This window comes from Actinophytocola sp., from assembly GCF_035712165.1.
In the GTDB taxonomy this organism is placed as follows: Bacteria; Actinomycetota; Actinomycetes; order Mycobacteriales; family Pseudonocardiaceae; genus DASYTH01.
Genome location: NZ_DASTBH010000472.1, coordinates 13,006 through 30,895, shown reverse-complemented (window position 1 = coordinate 30,895; position 17,890 = coordinate 13,006). Strand labels below are relative to the sequence as shown.

Here is a 17,890-nt window from a genome sequence, read left to right as displayed (position 1 = left end):
ATTCGGCAAGCGGATCTTCGACCCCTGGGTGGCCGAGTCCACCGACAAGGCGTTCAAGTCCGGAGTCGAGGGCACCCCAACGATCAAGATCAACGGCACGGTGTTCACCGGCGACGCCTACACGACCGGTCCGCTGACCCGGGCCATCGAAGCGGCAAGCGGCGCGCGCCAATGACCGACCTGCTGCACCGGCTCAACCGGATCCGGCACGCCAACGCCTGGATCTTCGGCACCATGCTGGTCTCCTCCGCGCTGAGCCTGATCGCCTCGTTCGTGCTTTCAGTCGAGGCGATCACGCTCGCCGAAAACCCGAACGCGGAACTGTCCTGCAACATCAACACCGTGATCAGCTGCGGCACGGTCGCCAGTTCCTGGCAGTCACACCTGTTCGGCTTCCCCAACGCCTTCCTCGGCCTGATCGCCGAACCCGTCGTCATCACCATCGCCGTAGCCAGCCTCGGCGGCGTCCGGTTCCCACGCTGGTTCATGTTCTGCGCCCAGGTCGTCTACACCCTCGGCCTGGCCCTCGCCTACTGGCTGTTCTACCAATCGATGTTCCACATCGGAGCACTCTGTCCCTGGTGCCTGCTGGTGACCGTGTCCACCACCCTGGTGTTCGCCACCCTCACCCACGTCAACATCCGAGCCAACAACCTCTACCTACCCGCCCCCATCCAGTCCGCCCTGGCCGCCGGCATACGAGCCAACCTCGACCTCGTGACCGTCGTGATCTGGATGCTCATCCTGATCCTGGCGATCGTGACCAAGTACGGCGACCAGATCCTCGGCTGACCTGCTACCGGACTGTGGCGCCGTACATCTCGCCGAGCGGTTCGGCGAGCAGTTCGAGGCGGGCACCGTCGGGATCGCGGAAGTAGATCGACGTCCTGCTCTCCAGCAGGTACTCCACGCCTGCGGCCTCGAGCTTGCCGCGCAGGTGCTCCCAGCGGTCCGGCTCTACCGAGATGCACACTGGATGGTGCGCTCGACGTCCGAGGACAGCAGCGCGACGTGGTGCACACCTCGGGCGGAGCTGGGCGGCCGTTCGCCCGTCGTTTTCAGATAGTTCGTCTTGATCTCTTCGCGAGCCCGGGTGATGGCGTCGGTGTCGATGGTCATGTTCCGTGGTCCCTCGAGTCGGCGCTTGCCTCAGATGCGGAAGAACCCGCCGAGAAACCGGTTGGCGAGCGCGAGGTCACCGCGCGCCGTACCCGCGTTCATCCGACCGTACGCGGTCCCGCGCCCAGTACCTCGGCCGCGCGGTGACCCTGCGACACGGCACCCGCACACGCCCTGCCCTTCACCGATGCGTCCTTCGACACGGTGGTGCGCACGTTCGGTCTGTGCGCCATCCCCGACATCGACACCGGAGATCGTCCGGGTGCTGCGTCCCACCGGTCGGTTGATCCTGGTCGACCACATCGCCAGCACATCCCGCATCGCCCGAGGCCTGCAATGGCAGCTGAGCACCGATCTGCTCGCCATGGCGTCAGTCGGCACCGACTGGGTTCGCGGCTTCGGGCTCCCGCCCTTGTCAGGGTGTGGCCGCGGCGGGCCGGTTCGCGGGTTGGAACAGTTCAATCAGGTTGCCGGCGGGGTCAGCAACGAGGATCTGCCGTCCGCCGGGGCCGGCGACCAGGTCGCTGCGGAAGGACAGGCCCGCGTCGCGGAGTCGGGTGATCTCGGTGTCGAGGTCGTCGACGATGAGGTGGATGCGGTTGTGGCCGGCAACGGCGGCGTCCTGGGGGGTGGCGCGGGCGCCGGAGCTGGCGGGCCCGGACAGCAGGAGCCGCAGCGGGCCGCGGACGACGTCGGCGAAGGCCGGTACGGCGTTGGTGTTCAGCGTGAAGCCCAGGTGGGTGGTGTAGAAGTCAACGGCTGCTTGCACGTCGTCGACGAGGTAGCGGACGCTGGCGTACTGGTCGGTCATGGTTGCGGCCTCCTGTGGCTGGTGGTCAGGACGGGCAGCAGGTACCGGATGCGGGTGTCGATGTCCGTCGCGGTCCGCTGGAAGCCGGCGATATCGGCGGTCGCCGGATCGGGGATGCTCCAGTGTGCCCGCCGCGGGTGGTGGTCGAACTCGTGGCAGGCTTCGCGGGCCTTGTCGCACAGGGTGATCACGTGGTCGAACCGGCGCCGGGCCACCTGGTCGAGGTGCTGGGGATGCTGTCCGGAGATGTCGATGCCGAACGCCTTGCGCAGTACGGGTGTGGTGTGGGGATGGAGTTGGGGTTTGGGGCGAGTGCCGGCGCTGCTCGCGCGTACCCGGCCTTGGGTGTGGTGGCGGAGCAGGGCCTCGGCGATCGGTGAGCGGGCGCTGTTACCGGTGCACACGAACAGCACGGCGATCCGCCGCGCGCCGGCCGCAGTGGCCGGCGGGCGCAGGGCCGGATCCAGAGCTGGATGCAGGGCTGGGTGGAGTGAGCCGCCGGTGGCCGCCAGCGCTTTCGCACAGCGCTCGAGATCCAGGTGGTAGTAGCTGTCGCGGCCGTCGAAGCTGCTGCGGGTCGCGGTGACCAGCCCGCCGTCGCGCAGCAGCCGCAGATGGTAGGAGATCAGGTTCTGCGGCTGGTCGACCAGCCGCACCAGCTCGCGGACCCGGTAGTCGCTGCCGGCGAGTTCGGTGAGCAGCTGCCAGCGCAGCGGGTGCGCCGCCAGCCGGACGAACGGCGGTGGTACTTGACGTTGGTCCACCATGCCCCGAGACTACATCAAACAGATTTGATGGACTATGCGTCTGGAGAGGGTGGGCGGGTGTCGTCCCAGGCCGGTGGTCGCCTCGCACGCCGGTTGGGCACCGGCGACGCGGTGGTGATCGGGCTCGGGTCGATGATCGGCGCCGGGGTGTTCGCCGCGTTCGGCCCGGCCGCGCGCGCGGCGGGTGCCGGTCTGCTGGTCGGGTTGGTGATCGCGGCGGTGATCGCGTACTGCAACGCGGTGGCCTCCGCCCAACTGGCGGCGGCGTACCCGACCTCGGGCGGCACCTACGTCTACGGCCGCGAGCGACTCGGACACTGGTGCGGTTTCGCCGCCGGGTGGGGGTTCGTGATCGGCAAGACCGCCTCGTGCGCTGCGATGGCACTCACCTTCGCCACCTACGCGGTGCCCGGCCCATGGTGGGCGCAGCGCGCGGTGGCGGCGGCGGGCGTGGTGGGGCTGGCCGCGCTCAACTACCGCGGCGTCACCTATACCGCCGTGTTGACCCGCGTGCTCGTGGCCGCCAGCCTGACCGCGCTGGCGGTCGTGGTGGTCGGGATCGCGGTGGGCGGCCAGGTCAGCACGGCCAACCTGCACTGGTCGGGGACCGGCGGCCTATACGGCGTCCTGCAGGCGGCCGGGCTGTTGTTCTTCGCCTTCGCCGGCTACGCCCGCATCGCGACCATGGGTGAGGAGGTCCGCGACCCGCAGCGCACCATCCCGCGCGCCATCCCTCGCGCACTGGGGATCACCGTGGCCGTGTACCTGGTGGTCGGCATGGCCGCACTGCTGGCGGCCGGCCCCGATCGACTCGCCGCCGCAAGCGCGCCACTGACCACCGCCGTGCAGGCCGCGGGCGCCGAGGGCCTTGCCCCGGTCGTCCGCATCGGCGCCGCGCTCGCGGCACTCGGTGCGCTACTGGCGCTGATCGCGGGCATCGGCCGCACCAGCCTCGCGATGGCCCGCAACCGCGACCTGCCCGGCTGGCTGTCCGCCGTGCACCCCCGCCATCAGGTCCCGCACCACGCCGAGATCGCCCTCGCCGTCGTCGTCAGCATCCTGGTCGCCACAGTCGACCTGCGCGGCGTCATCGGGTTCTCCTCCTTCGGCGTCCTGGTCTACTACGCCATCGCCAACACCGCCGCCTTCACCCAACCCGCCTCCGACCGCCGCTGGCCCCGCTGGCTCAACCTGCTCGGCGTCGCCGGCTGCGTCACTCTGGTTGCCGCCCTGCCCTGGCAATCCGTGCTCGCCGGCATCACCATGTTCGCCATCGGGATCGCCGGCCGCGCCATCGCCCTCACCCGACGCAAGGCACATGCAGACAGGCCCGCATAGAGGTGTCTGGCCAGATACAACAAGTGGGCCGGGTGAGTACCCGCCGTGGGTACGGACAGCTGCAGCGTCGGACGCAACCCGCGCCTGTAGCAGTTATTACTGGGATCGGATACCGGGCGCCCGGTCATCGCCGACCGGCTCATCGACCGGGCGCCAGGCCCCGCCCACCGACAACGATCCATTCAGGCAGTCGGTTCGCGGCTTCGGTGAGTTCCTCGACGAGCCGGGCGGCCGTCAAGGCCCGGCGGTTGCGGAAGAGGGCGGCCAGGATCGCAATCGCTGGCGCACCGCACAACTCGACCACCACCACCGCCGTACCCGCCAGCCCCCGACGACCAGCTCGTCGATGTCATTCCATCGCGATGCGCACACATTGCGCCGCATGGCTGACGACGCCGTCGCGGCGCAGCACCGTGACGGGATCTGGGTGATGGTCAGATGTTGCGCCGAATGATCTCGGGGGTGTCCGGAACCGGCTGGCGGCGCAGGGTTTCGGCCTCCTGATCGGTCAACAAGCCGATGTCACGCAGGATCGTGATCGCGTGCAGCCAGTAGGTGCGCGCCTCGTCCAGCCCGCCGAGCGCGTGCTGAACATGACCGAGCCCCCAGAGGGTCTCGGCCTGCGTGTAGCGGAAGCCGATGTCCAGAGCGACGGACATGGCCCGCTGGAAGTACTCGGCGGCCCGGTCATACCGCCCGGAGCGCAGGCAGGCCCAGCCCAGGTTGTCGAGCGCGCTGCACTCGCTGACCCGGTTGCCGACCGTCCGGTTGATCTCGAGGGCTTGCTGATGGCAGGCGATCGCCTCGTCGAACCGGTCCTGCCGCTGGCGGCCTAGTCCAAGCGCGTTCAGCGCTCCGGCCTCGCCGTAGTGGTAGTCGAGCTCGCGGCACAGCGACAGGGCTCGCTCGTGACAGGTGATCGCGTCATCAAGACGATCAAGCTCCATGTAGGCGTACCCGAGGTATCTGAGACAGGCCGCCTCCCCGTAGCCGTCGCCGATCGCCCGGTAGATGGCCAGCGCCTCGTCGACGCAGGCGATGGTGTCGTCTGCGCGACCTCCCCACAGGTAGCCAAAGCCGAGGTGTTCGCGAACCAGCGCCTCGCCCGTCCGATCACCGATGCGGTGCGCGATGTCGATGGCGCCCTCCAGCAGCACGGTCATGTCGTTCCACAATCCCCTGACATCGAAGGGCCGGGTAAGGGCCGCGACGAGCCGCACGGCCATCGCATCGGTGCCGGGTGTTTCGGCCGCCTGACGGGCGGCGGCGAGCAGGTTGGCGTGCTCACGGTCCACCCAGTCGGCAATCTGGGTGGGTGTGGAGAGGGCGAACCCGCTCTGCCCGGCGAGGCTGCGCGCCGCTCGCACCCATCGGGGGTCCGAGGTGACCAGCAATGAGGCCTCCTCGGCGGCCGCCAGGAAACAGTCGAGTGCCCGGTGCAGAGCGGCTTCGCGGTCGGGCCCTGTGTCGGTGTTGGCCTGCTCGCGCGCATAGAGGCGGAGCAGATCGTGAATGACGTAGCGGCCGGGACCGGTCGAGTCCAACAGATGAGCGTCGAGCAGGCGCTCCAGTGCGGTGTGTGCCTGCACCGCTGGCGCGTCGAGCAGCGCGGCGGCGACGGGCACGCTCATCTCGGTCCAGTGGAGCATGCCGAGCAGCCGGAACAGTTCGGCGGCCTGCCGGTCGACCGGATCGGTGCCGGCCTTGAGAGCGTGGTGGGTGACCGCGAAGCTGGCCCGGATCGCGCGGTCGTCCACCTCCAACTCGTCCAGCCGGCGCTGCTCGTCCGCGAGCCGGTCGACCAGGGCGGCGATGGTCCACCCGGGGCGTGCGGCCAGCCGAGCGCCGGCGATCCGCACGGCAAGAGGCAGCCGGGCGCAGAGCAACACGAGCGTGCCGGCGGCCTCGGGTTCTCGACTCGTCTGGCCCTGGCCGGTCAGCCGGGCGAGCAGAACCAGCGCCTCGTCCTCGGTGAGCACGTCGAGGTGGAGGTGGTGGGCTCCATCGAGGCTGGCCAGTGAGGTTCGGCTGGTCACGATCACCGCGCAGCGCGGATTGGCGGGCAGCAGGGACCGCACGTGCGCGGCGCTGCGGGCGTTGTCCAGCACCACGAGCATCCGCCGGTCGGCGAGCAACGAGCGGTAGAGCGCGGCCCGCTCCTGCTCGTCGGCGGGGATCCGCTCCGGAAGCACACCGAGGCTGCGCAGCATCCAACCGAGTGCGTCGACGGCTGTCATGGGCGAGCCCGGCGCGTGGCCACCCAGGTCGATGTAGAGCTGCCCATCCGGGAAGCGGCCGGCGATCTGGTGTCCGAAGTGGATGGCCAGGGCGGTCTTGCCGACACCAGCGGTTCCGTCGATCGCGGTGATCGCGACGGTCGGCGGGCGTGTGTCGTCGAGCAGCTCGTGCAGCTGGGCAAGGTAGCGGTCGCGACCGGTGAAATGCGCGACATCGGCCGGCAGTTGTCGGGGCACCAGGTCCGGTCCGACGGGTGCGCGCCCCCACGCGGACGCGGGACCGGCGAGGTTCGGGTCCGCGGCCAGGATGCGTTGATGCAGCGAGCTGAGCTCGGGCCCCGGCTCCAGCCCCAGCTCCTCGACCAGCGCGCCCCGGGTGCTCTGATAGATCCGCACTGCCTCGGCCTGCCGCCCGGCCCGGTACAGCGCCAGCATCAGCTGGCCGGCAAGGCGCTCGTCGAGCGGATGTTCCCCGGCCAGGATGCTCAGTTCGGCCAGCAGGTCGCCGTGCCGGCCCCGGCGCAGCTCGAGATCATTGCGGTCGAGTAGGGCCGAGCGCCGTTCGGCCTCGAGCACCGCGCGAAACTGGTTGATCCACGGGTTGTCCAGGGTGGCGAACGGCTCGCCGCGCCACAGCGCGAGCGACTCCTCCAGCGCGGCCGCGGCCGCCTCGTCACCGGCCGACCGGGCATGCGCCACGAGTTGGCGGAAGCGGTGCAGGTCAACCAGGGCCGGCTCGGCGTCGAGCACATAGCCGCCTGACCGGTGGGCGATGTCAACGCCTCCGTCGACGGTCAGGACCTTGCGCAGCCGGGACAGGTAGCTGTAGAGCGTGCCGAGGGCGCGGTGCGGCCGCCGATCCCCCCACACCCGTTCCAGCAATTCCTCGACCGGGACGACGTGATTCACATCGGCCAGCAGCGCGACCAACACGCATCGCTGCCGACCTGGACCCAAGTCGATCGGCTGCCCGTTGACGCTCGCCTCGACGGCGCCGAGGAGCCGGAACTCCACGCCCCCTCCCCTCCCTACCGCTACATCGTATCGGCGGCCGCTGAGCAGCGGAATCAAGGTTTCGGCAAGGTTTCACGGGACCGTGGCTGACAACCTCCGTGCTGCCCGGTGTCGTGCAGTTCTGGGGATCCGCACGACACCGGGGCACTGTCCCCCTCGCGCACCACTCTTGGTGAGATCTCACCATTCCACGTGAACTGCACCAAAGTGGCTTCCTGCCGGCAAGCCCGATGACGGCGGCGTCCTCGACGCCAACGCCGGGGGGAAGCGGCGTGACCGCGGTGGCGGGCACGGCGATCCGATCGGCGAAAGGTGCCGGTACGGCGCCGTGATCGGAAACGGTGGAGCGCCGGGTGGTGGCTGGTGTGGGACCGGGCGAGGAACACGCAGCCATCCCAGGCGGCGAAGGGACGCGTCCCCGGGTCCACGCGGATCAAGTGGGACGAGCACGCGCCGTCACTGTCGGCCCCTCCTGAGCCGGGAACGGTCGGCGGTAGCGTTCCCGGCATGGCACCCGCACCCCGGCTCACACTCGGCGAGCTGCCGCCGGCTGCGCGGGTGATCGCGTCGGCGACGACCGACGCGATCGCAGCCGCGCAGGCCGGCGACGCGGCCGCGTTCGACGACGCCTGCAGCCGCCTCCTCATCGACCCCGAGCACGCGCGCGTCATCCTCGGCGACGCCGTTCGGCTGCTGCTGGAGGAGGTGCTCCCGGACGGTGTGGACGGTGACGACCTCCGCGAGATCATCGGCCGCAGTGCCCGGTCGACGGCACCGTGGTTTCCCGGCGTCGACCCGGGGGTGATGGTCGTCGTCCTCAGCGGAGCGCTCGGGATCCATCCGGACACTCCGCCAGGCCCCGGCACCGGGGAGGAGCGGGCGCCGGAGCTGGACGACCCGTGGGACGCGGTCCCACCGCGACCGTCGGCAGCCGCGGTCACACAGCACGCCGTCGTCATCCTCGCCGACCTGCTATCAGTGCGCGGCCGCCCGCTACGCGGCTACCTGGAAGCCGCATTCACCGAAATGGCGCGGCGAGAGACTGTCGAACAGCCCTGAGCCGCACCGCCACACTCCCGGTGCCGCGGTCGGTGCCAGGACAGGGACGACGTCTACATGCGCTTGAAGCGTGCGCCCACGGGGCCGCGCGCTCGCCTCGACGACGTGTTCGCCTGGATAGGGAAGGATGGCCTCGCCCGATTCCTGAAACCGAGCCCGAGATCGCGGCGATGACCGTTCGGCCGCAGTCCGAGGTGCCGGAGATCCTCATGGGCCGGCAGGTCACGTCTCGCCGCGTCGGCGCTGGCATCGCCGACGGCCTGAAGATCCCCCGGTGGCAGGTGTGAGAACCGACTCGAACCGAGTGGAACGATGTCCGCGACGACCCGGGATGCGGCCGTCGTACTCTTTGCCTTGGTTCTCATCCTCACCGTGGCGGTGGTTTGGATCCGGGCCGCACCCGACGTCTTGCGATACTGCTCACCGCATGGCATCACGGGGGCGTCGACGTCTCCGCGCACATCCGCGGCAAGCTGGATCTGCTGGCCTGCTTCGCCTCCCAGCACGCCATCCGCGACTACCTGGCCGACGACGATGGCCGTGACCAGGGCAGAGACACGATCCGTGTCATTCTCGAGTGATCACCCTGACCTATGCCGGCAAGCTCGCACTGGGCGACCCGGGCAGCACCGAGTAGGGATCGGCTCACCCGCACGGGCGCGGTCAGGGCAGGGCTTTCCAGTCGCTCTCCTTATCTTCGTCGAGCACGCTGGCGTCGGACAGCGCCTCGCCGTTGATCGGTGGCCACCTGCCTTCGGTTCCCTTGAGCGTCTGCAGGTCTTCGAGCTTGGCCTCGTTGGTTTCCAGCGCGTTGCGAAATGCGGTGCTCAGTTCGTCAAGGTCGTCGTAGAACTTTGCGCAGAATCCGGCCCCGGCGATGATCGACGGAATCAGGCCGACCACGGTGCAGGCACCCGCGGCGCAGCCCGTCATCGCTGCCAAGAAGGTATAGTACGCGAGTTTCATCCCGGTCCAGAAGGTCGTCATCGCGTTCGCGATATCGACCAGCGCGCTGTGCACGCCGTCGGTCATCGTCTTGACCTCGCCGAGCTTGGTGCTCTGAAAGGCCACGACCTCCTTGTATGCGATGTACGCCCGGCCCTCCCACTTGTTGTGGCTGGGCAGTTGGGTCGTGGTGAGCGTGTCGGCCAGCTCGCTCGCCTTTTCGCCCACCTCAGTGTTCCAGTCGCTGGCCACCTGACGAACGGCGCTGGCCGAACCACGTTCGACATACACCTTGACCAGCTTTTCCAGGACATTGTCCTTCTTGGTGGAAAGCGTGTTGAACGACTTCTTCCCCACCGGCTGCAGATAAGCGGGCAGCCGTGGAAGAACGACATTCACGGCGTTGACGAAATCGTCCCAGATCTGCTCGAACTGTTTGATTCCGTCTTCGATCCCCTGAATCGCATCTTCGAACGCGGAGTCGACCACGGCCATCAGAGGTGCTCCTCGAGCTTCTTCAGAGCGTGCGCGTTCTGCTCGTCCTCCCGGAGATACGTCGCGGCGACGTCGCGCAAGGTGGTCGAGAGCTTGTCGAACTCGGCCGCGGCGCCCGCGAGCAACGCGGTGAACTTCTGCCGCAGACCGTCGTAGGCGTCGACGACCCCGCGCGCATCGGCGGCGTAGCCCAGCCTGGCCGGGCCCAGGGTCAGGCCATCGGCCGTTCGCGACGCGGCCTCCACCGTGTCAGACGCCTTCCCCCATATGGTGGCGTCCTCACCCAAGCGGTCGCAGGCGACCTTTACCGACGTCATCCGAATCCCTTCTCGTCACCGTCGTTGTCCGGATAGCCCCAGCTCCCTGCACAGGGCGGCGGTGTCGCCGGCGAGCTCCCGGATTCTCGCCAGCGACGCAGGCAGCGCAACGGTGCCCGGGTCCGCTCCGGCGAGCTGCCGTCCCGCCGCGCGGAAGGCGCTGAGGGCCTCGGCCCCGATCTCGGTGTGTCTCGCATAGGTCGCCCACCGCGGGTCGACGATCACCAGGGACACCGACCCGGGCACCATGGTGACCTGGATCCGGTTGTTGCTCCCCCGCGCGTCGGCGGTGACCCTCGCCGCCTTGGCGAGCTGCTCGCGGTAGATCGCGAAATCCCGGTCGAACTGGGCAAACAGCTCGACAGACTCGGCCACCAGGTTCTGCGCCACCTCGCTCGAGGGATCACCACCGGCGTCCCGGGCGTCCGCGCGGGAGGTCCTGGACGCCTCCGGCTCGAGGTCGGTGTGCTCGACCAGGTCGACCAGCCACGCGGAGAACGCGCTGTTGGCGGCGGTGAGCAGAGCCTGCCCCAACTCGCGTGGACCGATCTTGTCCCGCCAGTTCGGCGGCACCGAGACGTCGGCCACCGCACCCGAACCGTCGAGGCGCACCGTGATGACGCCGCGGTCGTCGGTGCCTGCAGGCCCGGTCCGGTCCGGTCCCGGCCGCGATGTCCCCGGCCGTGATGTCCCTGGCCGTAGTGTTACCGCCGGCGGATCCTCGTAACCCAGGTCCGGTTCGGCGAATCCACGACTCCAGCCATCGTCTCGCTGCATGGCTCCCCTCCCGCGTCCTGTGCGACCCGGTCTCGCAGCCTGGACGCTGTGCGCGCACGTTAGCCCCGCGTCCGTTGACGGAACATTGCCGAATCGTTGAATCCGCTGGTATCGGCGCTGCGCCTGCGCGCCCGACCGCACCAGCAGAGTTCGATGACGCCCAGGCGTGACTCCGCACCCATCAGACGCTGCTGGAGCCGCTCGCGGCACCGCATGCGTGGGTGGGTATCGCCTGGCGGCAAGGTCGAGCCTGGCGAGACACCGCGAATGGCTGCGGCTCGTGAACTTATGGAAGAGGCCGAACTGTTGGATCACCAGCTACCAGCGAACCGACGCGGATCCCGCCAGTGCCGTTCACTGCACGCTGGGTCCTCACCTACAGCGGTAACGGCGCGTAACTAAATGTCGATCACACGCCGGACACCCAGTCAGAGTCCCGACTTGGCTCGTAGCGCGAACGATTTTGGGTTCACCAGGGCAAGCTTGAGACTTGCGTTGTGACAGGCGACAACACTCGTCACAGCTGGGCGGGCCAAGTAGGTTAGTGAGCGCTCGGACAGTCCTTTACCCCACGGCCAACTGGAGCGCGCCGGCTCGTGGCCGGGATTGGCCGGAGGCTCGTCGCCCCAGACGTCGTCGACGAGGGCGGTCCGCTGTCGGGGGAAACTCGACCGCCGTGTTCGCATCACTGTCCATATGAGATGGGTGTGCGATACGAACTGCGGAGACCTGGCCGGACGTGGCTATTTAACCCGGAGGGCTCGGCGGGTGCCAGAATGCGGCATGACGTCAGTGACGGCCAGCCGGTCCATTCTGTTCATCGGTGGGAGTGGGGTCATCAGTCACGCGAGCGTGGCGCGTGCCGTGCGGTTGGGGCATCGGGTCACGGTGCTCAACCGTGGCCGTACCAGCGTCCGGCCGGTGCCTGAGGACGTCGAGAACCTGGTGGCCGACGCGGAGGACGGCGACGCGGTGGCCGCCGCGCTGGCTGGGCGCGAGTTCGACGTGGTCGCCCAGTTCCGGGCGTTCTCGCCTGCGCACGTGGCGCGCGACGTCCAGTTGTTCACCGGGCGGACCGGGCAGTACGTGTTCATCTCGTCCGCGTCGGCGTACCAGACCCCGCCGGCGCGGCTGCCGGTCACCGAGTCGACCCCGCTGCACAATCCGCACTGGCAGTACAGCCGCGACAAGATCGCCTGCGAGGACCTGCTGATCGTGGCGCACCGCACGGACGGGTTCCCGGCGACGATCGTGCGCCCGTCGCACACCTATGACCGGACCCTGCTGCCGACCATGGGCGGGTGGACCGACGTGGCACGGATGCGGTCCGGAAAGCCCGCGGTGGTGCACGGCGACGGCACGTCGCTGTGGACGTTGACGCACACGCGGGACTTCGCGGTCGGCTTCGTCGGCCTGCTCGGCCACCCGCTCGCGGTCGGCGACACATTCCACATCACCGGCACACACGCTCCCACCTGGAACCAGATCTACACCTGGCTCGGCAAAGCCGCGGGCGTGGCCGAGCCGAAGCTGGTACACGTGGCGTCGGAGACCATCGCCCGCGCACTGCCCGAACTCGGCCCCGGCCTGCTCGGCGACAAGGCCCACTCGATGATCTTCGACAACTCGAAGATCACGTCACTCGTACCCGAATTCGGCACCACGATCACCTACCACGACGGCGCCACCGAACAGATCGCCTGGTTCGACTCCCACCCGCAAGCCCAGATCGTGGACACCGACCTCGACGCCACCTTCGACCGCCTCACCAAACACGCCCACTCGATCTGACCCTTCCTGGATCGGGTAGCTGAAGTGCCGAGGACTGGTTGCCGAACACGCGCAGGCAGCCGTAGCAGGAGGTTTCCTCACCGCAGATGCGTGCTGAGACCCGGGCCAGGGCCGTGTCGACGACCTGGTCCCAGGCGTTGGCGATGCGCAGGACTCCGCCCGCACCGCCGGGCACGGTGTCGAACATGACGATCCCAATACCTCCGCCGGAGCGTCGGTGCAGTGTGCCGTCGATATCGTCGCGGCTTAAAGCTTTCCGATCACCTCGTCGGCGAACCGCTTGAGGCCGTCCTGCTTCGCCGCGAGCAGGCCGTCGAACCCGACGCCGTAGTTCACCCAGGGCATCACGATCGCGTCGGTGACGCCGATGTCCGCCTGCTGGCGGTAGCCGTCGGGGCCGAACCGGTCCAGGCACACCGCCTGGATCTCGAACGGATGATCCGTGCGGCCGTACTCGGCGCGCAGCGTGTGCAGCCGGTCGATCACCTCGCGCAGCTCGTCGAAGGTGATCATCGCCGAGGACCAGCCGTCGCCGGTCCGGGCCGCGCGCCGCAGCCCCGGCTCGGTGTGCCCGCCGACGTAGATCGGCACCGGCCGGCGCGGCGCCGGGCTCATCTGTAACCGGTCGAACGCGTAGAACTCGCCCTGGTAGCTCACCATGCCGCCGCCGAGGATCAGCCGGAGGATCTCGATCGCCTCGTCCGCGCGCCGGCCCCGGTGGTCGAACGAGGCGCCGCACCACTCGGACTCCTCCGGCGCCCAGCCGAGCCCGACGCCGAGCCCGAACCGGTCGCCGGTCAGGTTCGCCACCGAGCCGACCTGGCGGGCCAGCAGCACCGGGTTGCGCGGGTTGAGCTTGAGCACCTGGGTGTAGAACCGGATCCGGCTGGTGACCGCGCCCATCGCGGCCGCGGCGATCAGCGGGTCGACCCACGGCGTGTCCGCCGTCCAGAACCGCGAACCGTCGACCGTGTACGGATAGGCGGCGGCGGTCCGCTCGGCGAAGAACAGCGAGTCCGGCAGCGCTATCGAGTCGTATCCGTGCTCCTCGGCGGTTCGGGCCAGCTCGGTGAGCTGGTCCAGCGGGCTGAGCGCGACGGCGAGGGTGAACTTCATGGTTTCCACGCTCCCACAACCCCACATGGCGAAGAACTGTGAGCCGCCGCCGTAGGCGTGGCTGAGCGTCCGACGCACGCGTCCACCCGGTGCTCGCCGCCCGGCCGAGCACCTGCATGGCCGCCTCGGCGAAGCGCAGCATCCCGGAGGCACCGATCGGGTTGAACGACAGCACGCCGCTGGACGGGTTCACCGGCAGCCGTCCGTCCAGCTCGGTCTCGCCGGCCTCGGTGAGAGGCACCGACCGCTGAGTAGGCCGTTCGATGATCCACGGCGCAACCACAAGTTTGGTAACGTGACCCCATGGATACCTGCATTGCGCAGGTATGCCACAGGGCGGCGTTTCCCTAATTCCGCGAAGTGCGTGAGATTTCACCGAGGTCCCGGCCAATCTGTTGCGTTCAGTCGCCGGCTGCGTTGTCGTCTGGGCACTTGCGTGGAGAGCCGTAGCTGACAACCGGCTCACTCCCCCGCAGCTGCCCGCGCCAATGCTGGCCACATCGATTCGCGCGGCGCCTGGACCGCTACCTCGGGCCTATCGCTCGGCTCCGCCCGGGCGATCGACCACCCGTCATCCACGACCAGCCGAGCCAGCCGTAGCCGCGCCGCGGAGTCAACGCTGCGTGAGCCACGAAGACCTCCTGGAGGTAGAGGAGCCGTCAGACAGCCCTCATACCGCCCAGGAGGTCTTCCCTATCAAGATCATCAGGTCGTGTCGTCACACGATCTCAACCAACCTCTTCGGTCAGTACATCTAGGTCAGGACTCAAAGTGGACTTGGCCGTATAGCGCCGGGCTGTCTGGGGCGCCGCAGCGTTGGGTGAAGCTGGCGTCCAGGTTCACCAAGGCTCCGGTGGCATCGCGCTCGATCCGGTGGATGACGAACTCGCCATACTCGTTGCCACAGCCCAGACCATTGGAGATGACGAGCATGCCGGGGGAACCTGGAGCAATGTCCCTGTTGCGCGCCTCCGGATAGCTGCCGACCTCGAGCGGGACCCGGCCTGGGCCGTTGAGCTCGACCCGGATGTAGTCGAAGCCGCTCTGATCGGCAGCGTCGATCTTCACGATGTTCTCGTACTCCCAAACCATGATCTCACTGGTCGGGGAGACCCACTGGCCGGAGCGGCCATCCACCGGATGCCCGCCGTCCTCCGCCTTGAACGTGAAGCTCGCAGCCGGTGCCTGCGGACCTGTTGTGTCACTTGGCATCCCCCGAGCGGCTTCCGCCGTACCGAACGCGGTAACGATCAGCACCACCGCCGCCGCGGCTACCCGAAACAAAGCCAACATTGTTGCCCCTCCCCAGTCGATGACGACCTCAGCATATCGCTCCACTACGCCATCGGGTGTGTTGCTTTTGTGCAGGAGAAGTGAAGGAACCGGGTTCTGCGCACCGCGTTGAATACAACCTGCCGACGCCGCCCAACACGCACCACTGTCCGAGGTGTGGTCGGCGTGCGATGCTGCTCGGCGACGTGAAAGGACTGGACGTCGCCAAGCTGTCCGGGCGCGGCCTCCCGCGTGCGTTCCCCGCACCGAACCTGACCCCGACGGTCGCGGAGAGGCTCCACACGCTCAGCCACTCTTCCAATCGCGACCCACTTGCCGACGTCGCCGAGCATGTGGTGGCGGCGACGGATGAAAGTTGTGGTGCGTCAGCAGCGGTTACAGCGTGGCCATCGCCGATGTACCGGACACCTGCCGCCCGCCTTGACCCGTTGGGTGATCACGGCGTCGGTGTCGATGCCGTGCGCAACCTGATCCCAGACGAGCAAGCTGTACCCGGCGAGAAGGACGACAGAAACGTCAGCCATTCTCGAGGCAGGACCGGCGATTTGATCGGCACCATGAGTTGGCGGCATCGACCGAGGACACAACGTTTCATAAGTGTTGAATCCGCTGGTAGCGGACCGAAAGACGCACCCCATGACGCTGATCATCTCTGGCATGATGGACGTGTTCTGTTCGCTTTAGGTTGAGCCGCAAGGGGGTCACATGAAAAACAGACGCTGGTTGTCGGTGACCATGATCGTGGCGACGGCCACGCTGGGGCTGGTCGCGTCACCGGTGGCGACGGCCCAGCCGGCGCGGCCGCCGTCGGTGAACTGGCAGCCCTGTCCCGGCGCCGAGGGGATCGACTGCGCGACGATCGAGGTGCCGCTGGACTGGGCAAGGCCGAGGGGCGAGAAGATCCACATCGGACTGGCGCGCCGGCCGGCCAAGAATCCCGCGACGCGCATCGGGTCGCTCCTCATCAACCCCGGCGGTCCCGGTGGTTCCGGTGTCGAGTTCATCAAGTCCAACGATGTGCTCGGCGCGGACACTGCCAGGTTCGACCAGATCGGATTCGACCCGCGGGGCATCAACACCAGCAGCCAACTGCTGTGTGACCTCGACCTGTCCGAGCAGTCCGACGCCGCCAAGCGACCGACCAGCCAGGCCGAGTTCGACGCGCTGGCCAGGATCAACCGGCGCCTGCACGACAGTTGCCGGGCGAACTCCGGACCCCTGGCCGATCACGCGGACAACCTGCACACCGTGCGGGACATGGACGCTATCAGGGCGGCACTGGGTGAGCAGAAGCTGACCTTCCTCGGCTACTCCTACGGCAGCCTGATGGGTCAGCAGTACGCGGAACTGTTCCCGCACCGGGTCCGCGCGCTGGTCATGGACGGCAACATGGATCACAGCATCGACAACGCGTGGGACTTCATGCGCAGCGAGACCGCCCCGGTGGAACACGCCTTCGCCGAGTTCGCGAACTGGTGCGACAACACCGAAACCTGCGCGCTGCACGGGCTCGGCACCATCGCGACCTACACCGAGCTGAAGGCCCACGCCAAGGCCGGCACTCTGCGCGACGCCGACGGCGAGCCGGTCAGCTTCTACGACCTGGCCGACATCGGGTTCCGCTCGGTCTTGCCGCAACTGTGGAGCCAGGTGGCGCAGAGGCTGCGGGACCTACGGGACGGCACCGGGACACCGACGGCCTTGTCGGCGTTCGGGGAGATCGTCAACGATCCCTACCCGGCGATCTGGTGCAGCGACTGGCGCTACCCGGTGCGGAACTACGCGGAGTACGCCGGGTTGCGGGCCCGGCTCGCCCAGCGGTTCCCGATCATGGAGTGGTCTCCCTACGTCGACCACGCCATGTCGTGTGTCAACAGCGGGACCAGGAACACCAACCCGCAGCACCCGCTCCGTGTCGACCACGCCCCGCCGATCGTGATGATCGGCAACGTGCACGACTACGCGACCGTTTACGAGTGGACGCTGGCCGCCGTCCGGCAGAGCGGCGCACGCCTGATCACCTACGAGGGTTGGGGGCACACCGTCTACGGCGGTAACTTCGTCCCGTGCGTGGACACCGCCGTCAACGCCTACCTGATCGACCTCACCCCGCCGCCGCGCGGTCTGCGCTGTCCGTCGATCGACCAGCCTGGCCTGGTCGCCAAGGAAGTCCAACCACGGCCGAACATCGCCGGCCCCTACCGGATCGGATGACAACCGACGTGCCGGGCGCGGTCTTTCGCCGCGCCCGGCGCGGTCGGTCCACCCTCGCTTCCGGCTGGTAGGGGTCGAACCAGCACCCGGTAGCGGACTCGCCGCGGTTTCCGGATGGAGTTTCCTCCCGAACGGTCGGGTACGCCGCGCCTTGCGGTGGTCGGAAACGGCTACCGCCACATCGAACGTTGGGACCGAACGGAGGTGGAACGGGTGCGGGACTTCGACACCGATGAGGTCCATGCGGACGGCCCCGAGCTCGTGTGGCACGGCCCGCGGTGGTTCCTTGCCGCCGAGCGGGGCGACCCGGAAGTACTCCAGGCCGCCGATGACGCTATCGGGATCGCTGATCTCCAATCTACGGCTAATGGTGATGGAGTGGTCAGTGTCAGCCGTTACGGCGAACTCGCGATTAGGTCGATACTGACAGGCCGGACCTCGACCAGCCGAAATGTACGTGGAGCGAAGTTCAGTTGGAGCAGCGGCGTACCGCCGGCGCTGCTGGACAAGCTACAACTGGCCGGGGCGGCCATCGTGAGTTAGGAGCTTTGCCCGGCCCTGTGACGCGGTGACGAGTTCTCACCTGCTGACCGTTGC

Annotated in this window: 21 protein-coding genes and 2 pseudogenes; 10 read left to right on the top strand and 13 right to left on the bottom strand. The window is 68.3% G+C overall.

What is annotated here, in order from left to right; translation table 11 throughout:
* The first annotated feature begins 28 nt into the window (after positions 1-28).
* A complete protein-coding gene (locus VFO68_RS34340; RefSeq protein ID WP_414635582.1) occupies positions 29-175 on the top strand; it encodes a hypothetical protein in 147 nt (48 codons plus the stop codon).
* On the top strand, positions 172-792 hold the full coding sequence (locus VFO68_RS26690; RefSeq protein ID WP_325161141.1) for a vitamin K epoxide reductase family protein: 621 nt from the start codon (positions 172-174) through the stop codon (positions 790-792). The genes VFO68_RS34340 and VFO68_RS26690 overlap by 4 nt, the downstream gene beginning before the upstream one ends.
* A gap of 4 nt (positions 793-796) precedes the next feature.
* Here the strand turns inward: VFO68_RS26690 and VFO68_RS26685 are convergent, their stop codons facing one another.
* The 4 genes from VFO68_RS26685 to VFO68_RS26670 form a co-directional block, all read right to left on the bottom strand.
* Entirely contained in the window at positions 797-973 is a 177-nt protein-coding gene (locus VFO68_RS26685) for a hypothetical protein (RefSeq protein ID WP_325161140.1), read from the bottom strand.
* The gene (locus VFO68_RS26680; RefSeq protein WP_325161139.1) at positions 958-1,119 is read right to left on the bottom strand and encodes a hypothetical protein; all 162 of its coding nucleotides are present in this window, start codon (positions 1,117-1,119) and stop codon (positions 958-960) included. Before VFO68_RS26680 ends, VFO68_RS26685 begins: the two co-directional genes overlap by 16 nt.
* 415 nt (positions 1,120-1,534) lie before the next feature.
* Positions 1,535-1,930 (bottom strand): VOC family protein, encoded by a 396-nt coding sequence (locus VFO68_RS26675; RefSeq protein WP_325161138.1) that lies wholly within the window; start codon positions 1,928-1,930, stop codon positions 1,535-1,537.
* On the bottom strand, positions 1,927-2,697 hold the full coding sequence (locus VFO68_RS26670; RefSeq protein ID WP_325161137.1) for an ArsR family transcriptional regulator: 771 nt from the start codon (positions 2,695-2,697) through the stop codon (positions 1,927-1,929). Before VFO68_RS26670 ends, VFO68_RS26675 begins: the two co-directional genes overlap by 4 nt.
* A gap of 27 nt (positions 2,698-2,724) precedes the next feature.
* Between VFO68_RS26670 and VFO68_RS26665 the strand changes: the two genes are divergently transcribed.
* A complete protein-coding gene (locus tag VFO68_RS26665) occupies positions 2,725-4,035 on the top strand; it encodes an APC family permease (protein WP_414635580.1) in 1,311 nt (436 codons plus the stop codon).
* Positions 4,036-4,174: 139 nt separating this feature from the next.
* Here the strand turns inward: VFO68_RS26665 and VFO68_RS26660 are convergent, their stop codons facing one another.
* Positions 4,175-4,345 (bottom strand): hypothetical protein, encoded by a 171-nt coding sequence (locus tag VFO68_RS26660; RefSeq protein WP_325161135.1) that lies wholly within the window; start codon positions 4,343-4,345, stop codon positions 4,175-4,177.
* Positions 4,346-4,469: 124 nt separating this feature from the next.
* Positions 4,470-7,286: an AfsR/SARP family transcriptional regulator gene (locus VFO68_RS26655; RefSeq protein WP_325161134.1), complete on the bottom strand. Its 2,817-nt coding sequence runs from the start codon at positions 7,284-7,286 to the stop codon at positions 4,470-4,472.
* Positions 7,287-7,793: 507 nt separating this feature from the next.
* Between VFO68_RS26655 and VFO68_RS26650 the strand changes: the two genes are divergently transcribed.
* Together VFO68_RS26650 and VFO68_RS26645 are read left to right on the top strand one after the other, a co-directional pair.
* Positions 7,794-8,345, top strand: coding sequence for a hypothetical protein (locus VFO68_RS26650; RefSeq protein ID WP_325161133.1), 552 nt, complete (start codon positions 7,794-7,796; stop codon positions 8,343-8,345).
* Positions 8,346-8,728: 383 nt separating this feature from the next.
* A complete protein-coding gene (locus VFO68_RS26645; RefSeq protein WP_325161132.1) occupies positions 8,729-8,926 on the top strand; it encodes a hypothetical protein in 198 nt (65 codons plus the stop codon).
* Positions 8,927-9,008: 82 nt separating this feature from the next.
* Here the strand turns inward: VFO68_RS26645 and VFO68_RS26640 are convergent, their stop codons facing one another.
* The 3 genes from VFO68_RS26640 to VFO68_RS26630 are packed head-to-tail and all read right to left on the bottom strand — an operon-like array spanning position 9,009 to position 10,714.
* Positions 9,009-9,785: a hypothetical protein gene (locus VFO68_RS26640; RefSeq protein WP_325161131.1), complete on the bottom strand. Its 777-nt coding sequence runs from the start codon at positions 9,783-9,785 to the stop codon at positions 9,009-9,011.
* Entirely contained in the window at positions 9,785-10,102 is a 318-nt protein-coding gene (locus tag VFO68_RS26635; protein ID WP_325161130.1) for a hypothetical protein, read from the bottom strand. The genes VFO68_RS26640 and VFO68_RS26635 overlap by 1 nt, the downstream gene beginning before the upstream one ends.
* A 15-nt stretch (positions 10,103-10,117) precedes the next feature.
* Positions 10,118-10,714 carry a hypothetical protein gene (locus VFO68_RS26630; protein WP_325161129.1) on the bottom strand — a complete coding sequence of 199 codons (597 nt, stop codon included), beginning with the start codon at positions 10,712-10,714 and terminating at the stop codon, positions 10,118-10,120.
* Between the two features lie 318 nt (positions 10,715-11,032).
* Here VFO68_RS26630 and VFO68_RS26625 point away from each other — a divergent pair, with 318 nt between their 5' ends.
* On the top strand, positions 11,033-11,281 hold the full coding sequence (locus VFO68_RS26625; RefSeq protein ID WP_325161143.1) for an NUDIX domain-containing protein: 249 nt from the start codon (positions 11,033-11,035) through the stop codon (positions 11,279-11,281).
* Positions 11,282-11,575: 294 nt separating this feature from the next.
* The gene (locus tag VFO68_RS26620; RefSeq protein WP_325161128.1) at positions 11,576-12,670 is read left to right on the top strand and encodes an SDR family oxidoreductase; all 1,095 of its coding nucleotides are present in this window, start codon (positions 11,576-11,578) and stop codon (positions 12,668-12,670) included.
* Here the strand turns inward: VFO68_RS26620 and VFO68_RS34335 are convergent.
* From VFO68_RS34335 to VFO68_RS26605, 4 genes and pseudogenes are all read right to left on the bottom strand, one after another.
* Positions 12,645-12,860 (bottom strand): annotated as a pseudogene (locus VFO68_RS34335) (DUF1998 domain-containing protein); the annotation flags it as partial. The gene VFO68_RS26620 and the pseudogene VFO68_RS34335 overlap by 26 nt on opposite strands.
* Positions 12,861-12,916: 56 nt before the next feature.
* Positions 12,917-13,786, bottom strand: coding sequence for a TIGR03619 family F420-dependent LLM class oxidoreductase (locus VFO68_RS26615; RefSeq protein ID WP_325161142.1), 870 nt, complete (start codon positions 13,784-13,786; stop codon positions 12,917-12,919).
* A 9-nt stretch (positions 13,787-13,795) separates the two neighbouring features.
* Positions 13,796-14,021, bottom strand: a pseudogene (locus tag VFO68_RS26610) (thiolase C-terminal domain-containing protein); the annotation flags it as partial.
* A 524-nt stretch (positions 14,022-14,545) separates the two neighbouring features.
* On the bottom strand, positions 14,546-15,079 hold the full coding sequence (locus VFO68_RS26605; RefSeq protein ID WP_325161127.1) for a hypothetical protein: 534 nt from the start codon (positions 15,077-15,079) through the stop codon (positions 14,546-14,548).
* Positions 15,080-15,249: 170 nt separating this feature from the next.
* Between VFO68_RS26605 and VFO68_RS26600 the strand changes: the two genes are divergently transcribed.
* The 3 genes from VFO68_RS26600 (at position 15,250) to VFO68_RS26590 (ending at position 17,836) form a co-directional block, all read left to right on the top strand.
* Positions 15,250-15,768 (top strand): hypothetical protein, encoded by a 519-nt coding sequence (locus VFO68_RS26600; RefSeq protein WP_325161126.1) that lies wholly within the window; start codon positions 15,250-15,252, stop codon positions 15,766-15,768.
* 16 nt (positions 15,769-15,784) lie between these two features.
* Positions 15,785-17,293: an alpha/beta fold hydrolase gene (locus VFO68_RS26595; protein ID WP_325161125.1), complete on the top strand. Its 1,509-nt coding sequence runs from the start codon at positions 15,785-15,787 to the stop codon at positions 17,291-17,293.
* A gap of 114 nt (positions 17,294-17,407) precedes the next feature.
* Positions 17,408-17,836: a hypothetical protein gene (locus VFO68_RS26590; protein ID WP_325161124.1), complete on the top strand. Its 429-nt coding sequence runs from the start codon at positions 17,408-17,410 to the stop codon at positions 17,834-17,836.
* The last annotated feature ends 54 nt before the right edge of the window (positions 17,837-17,890 follow it).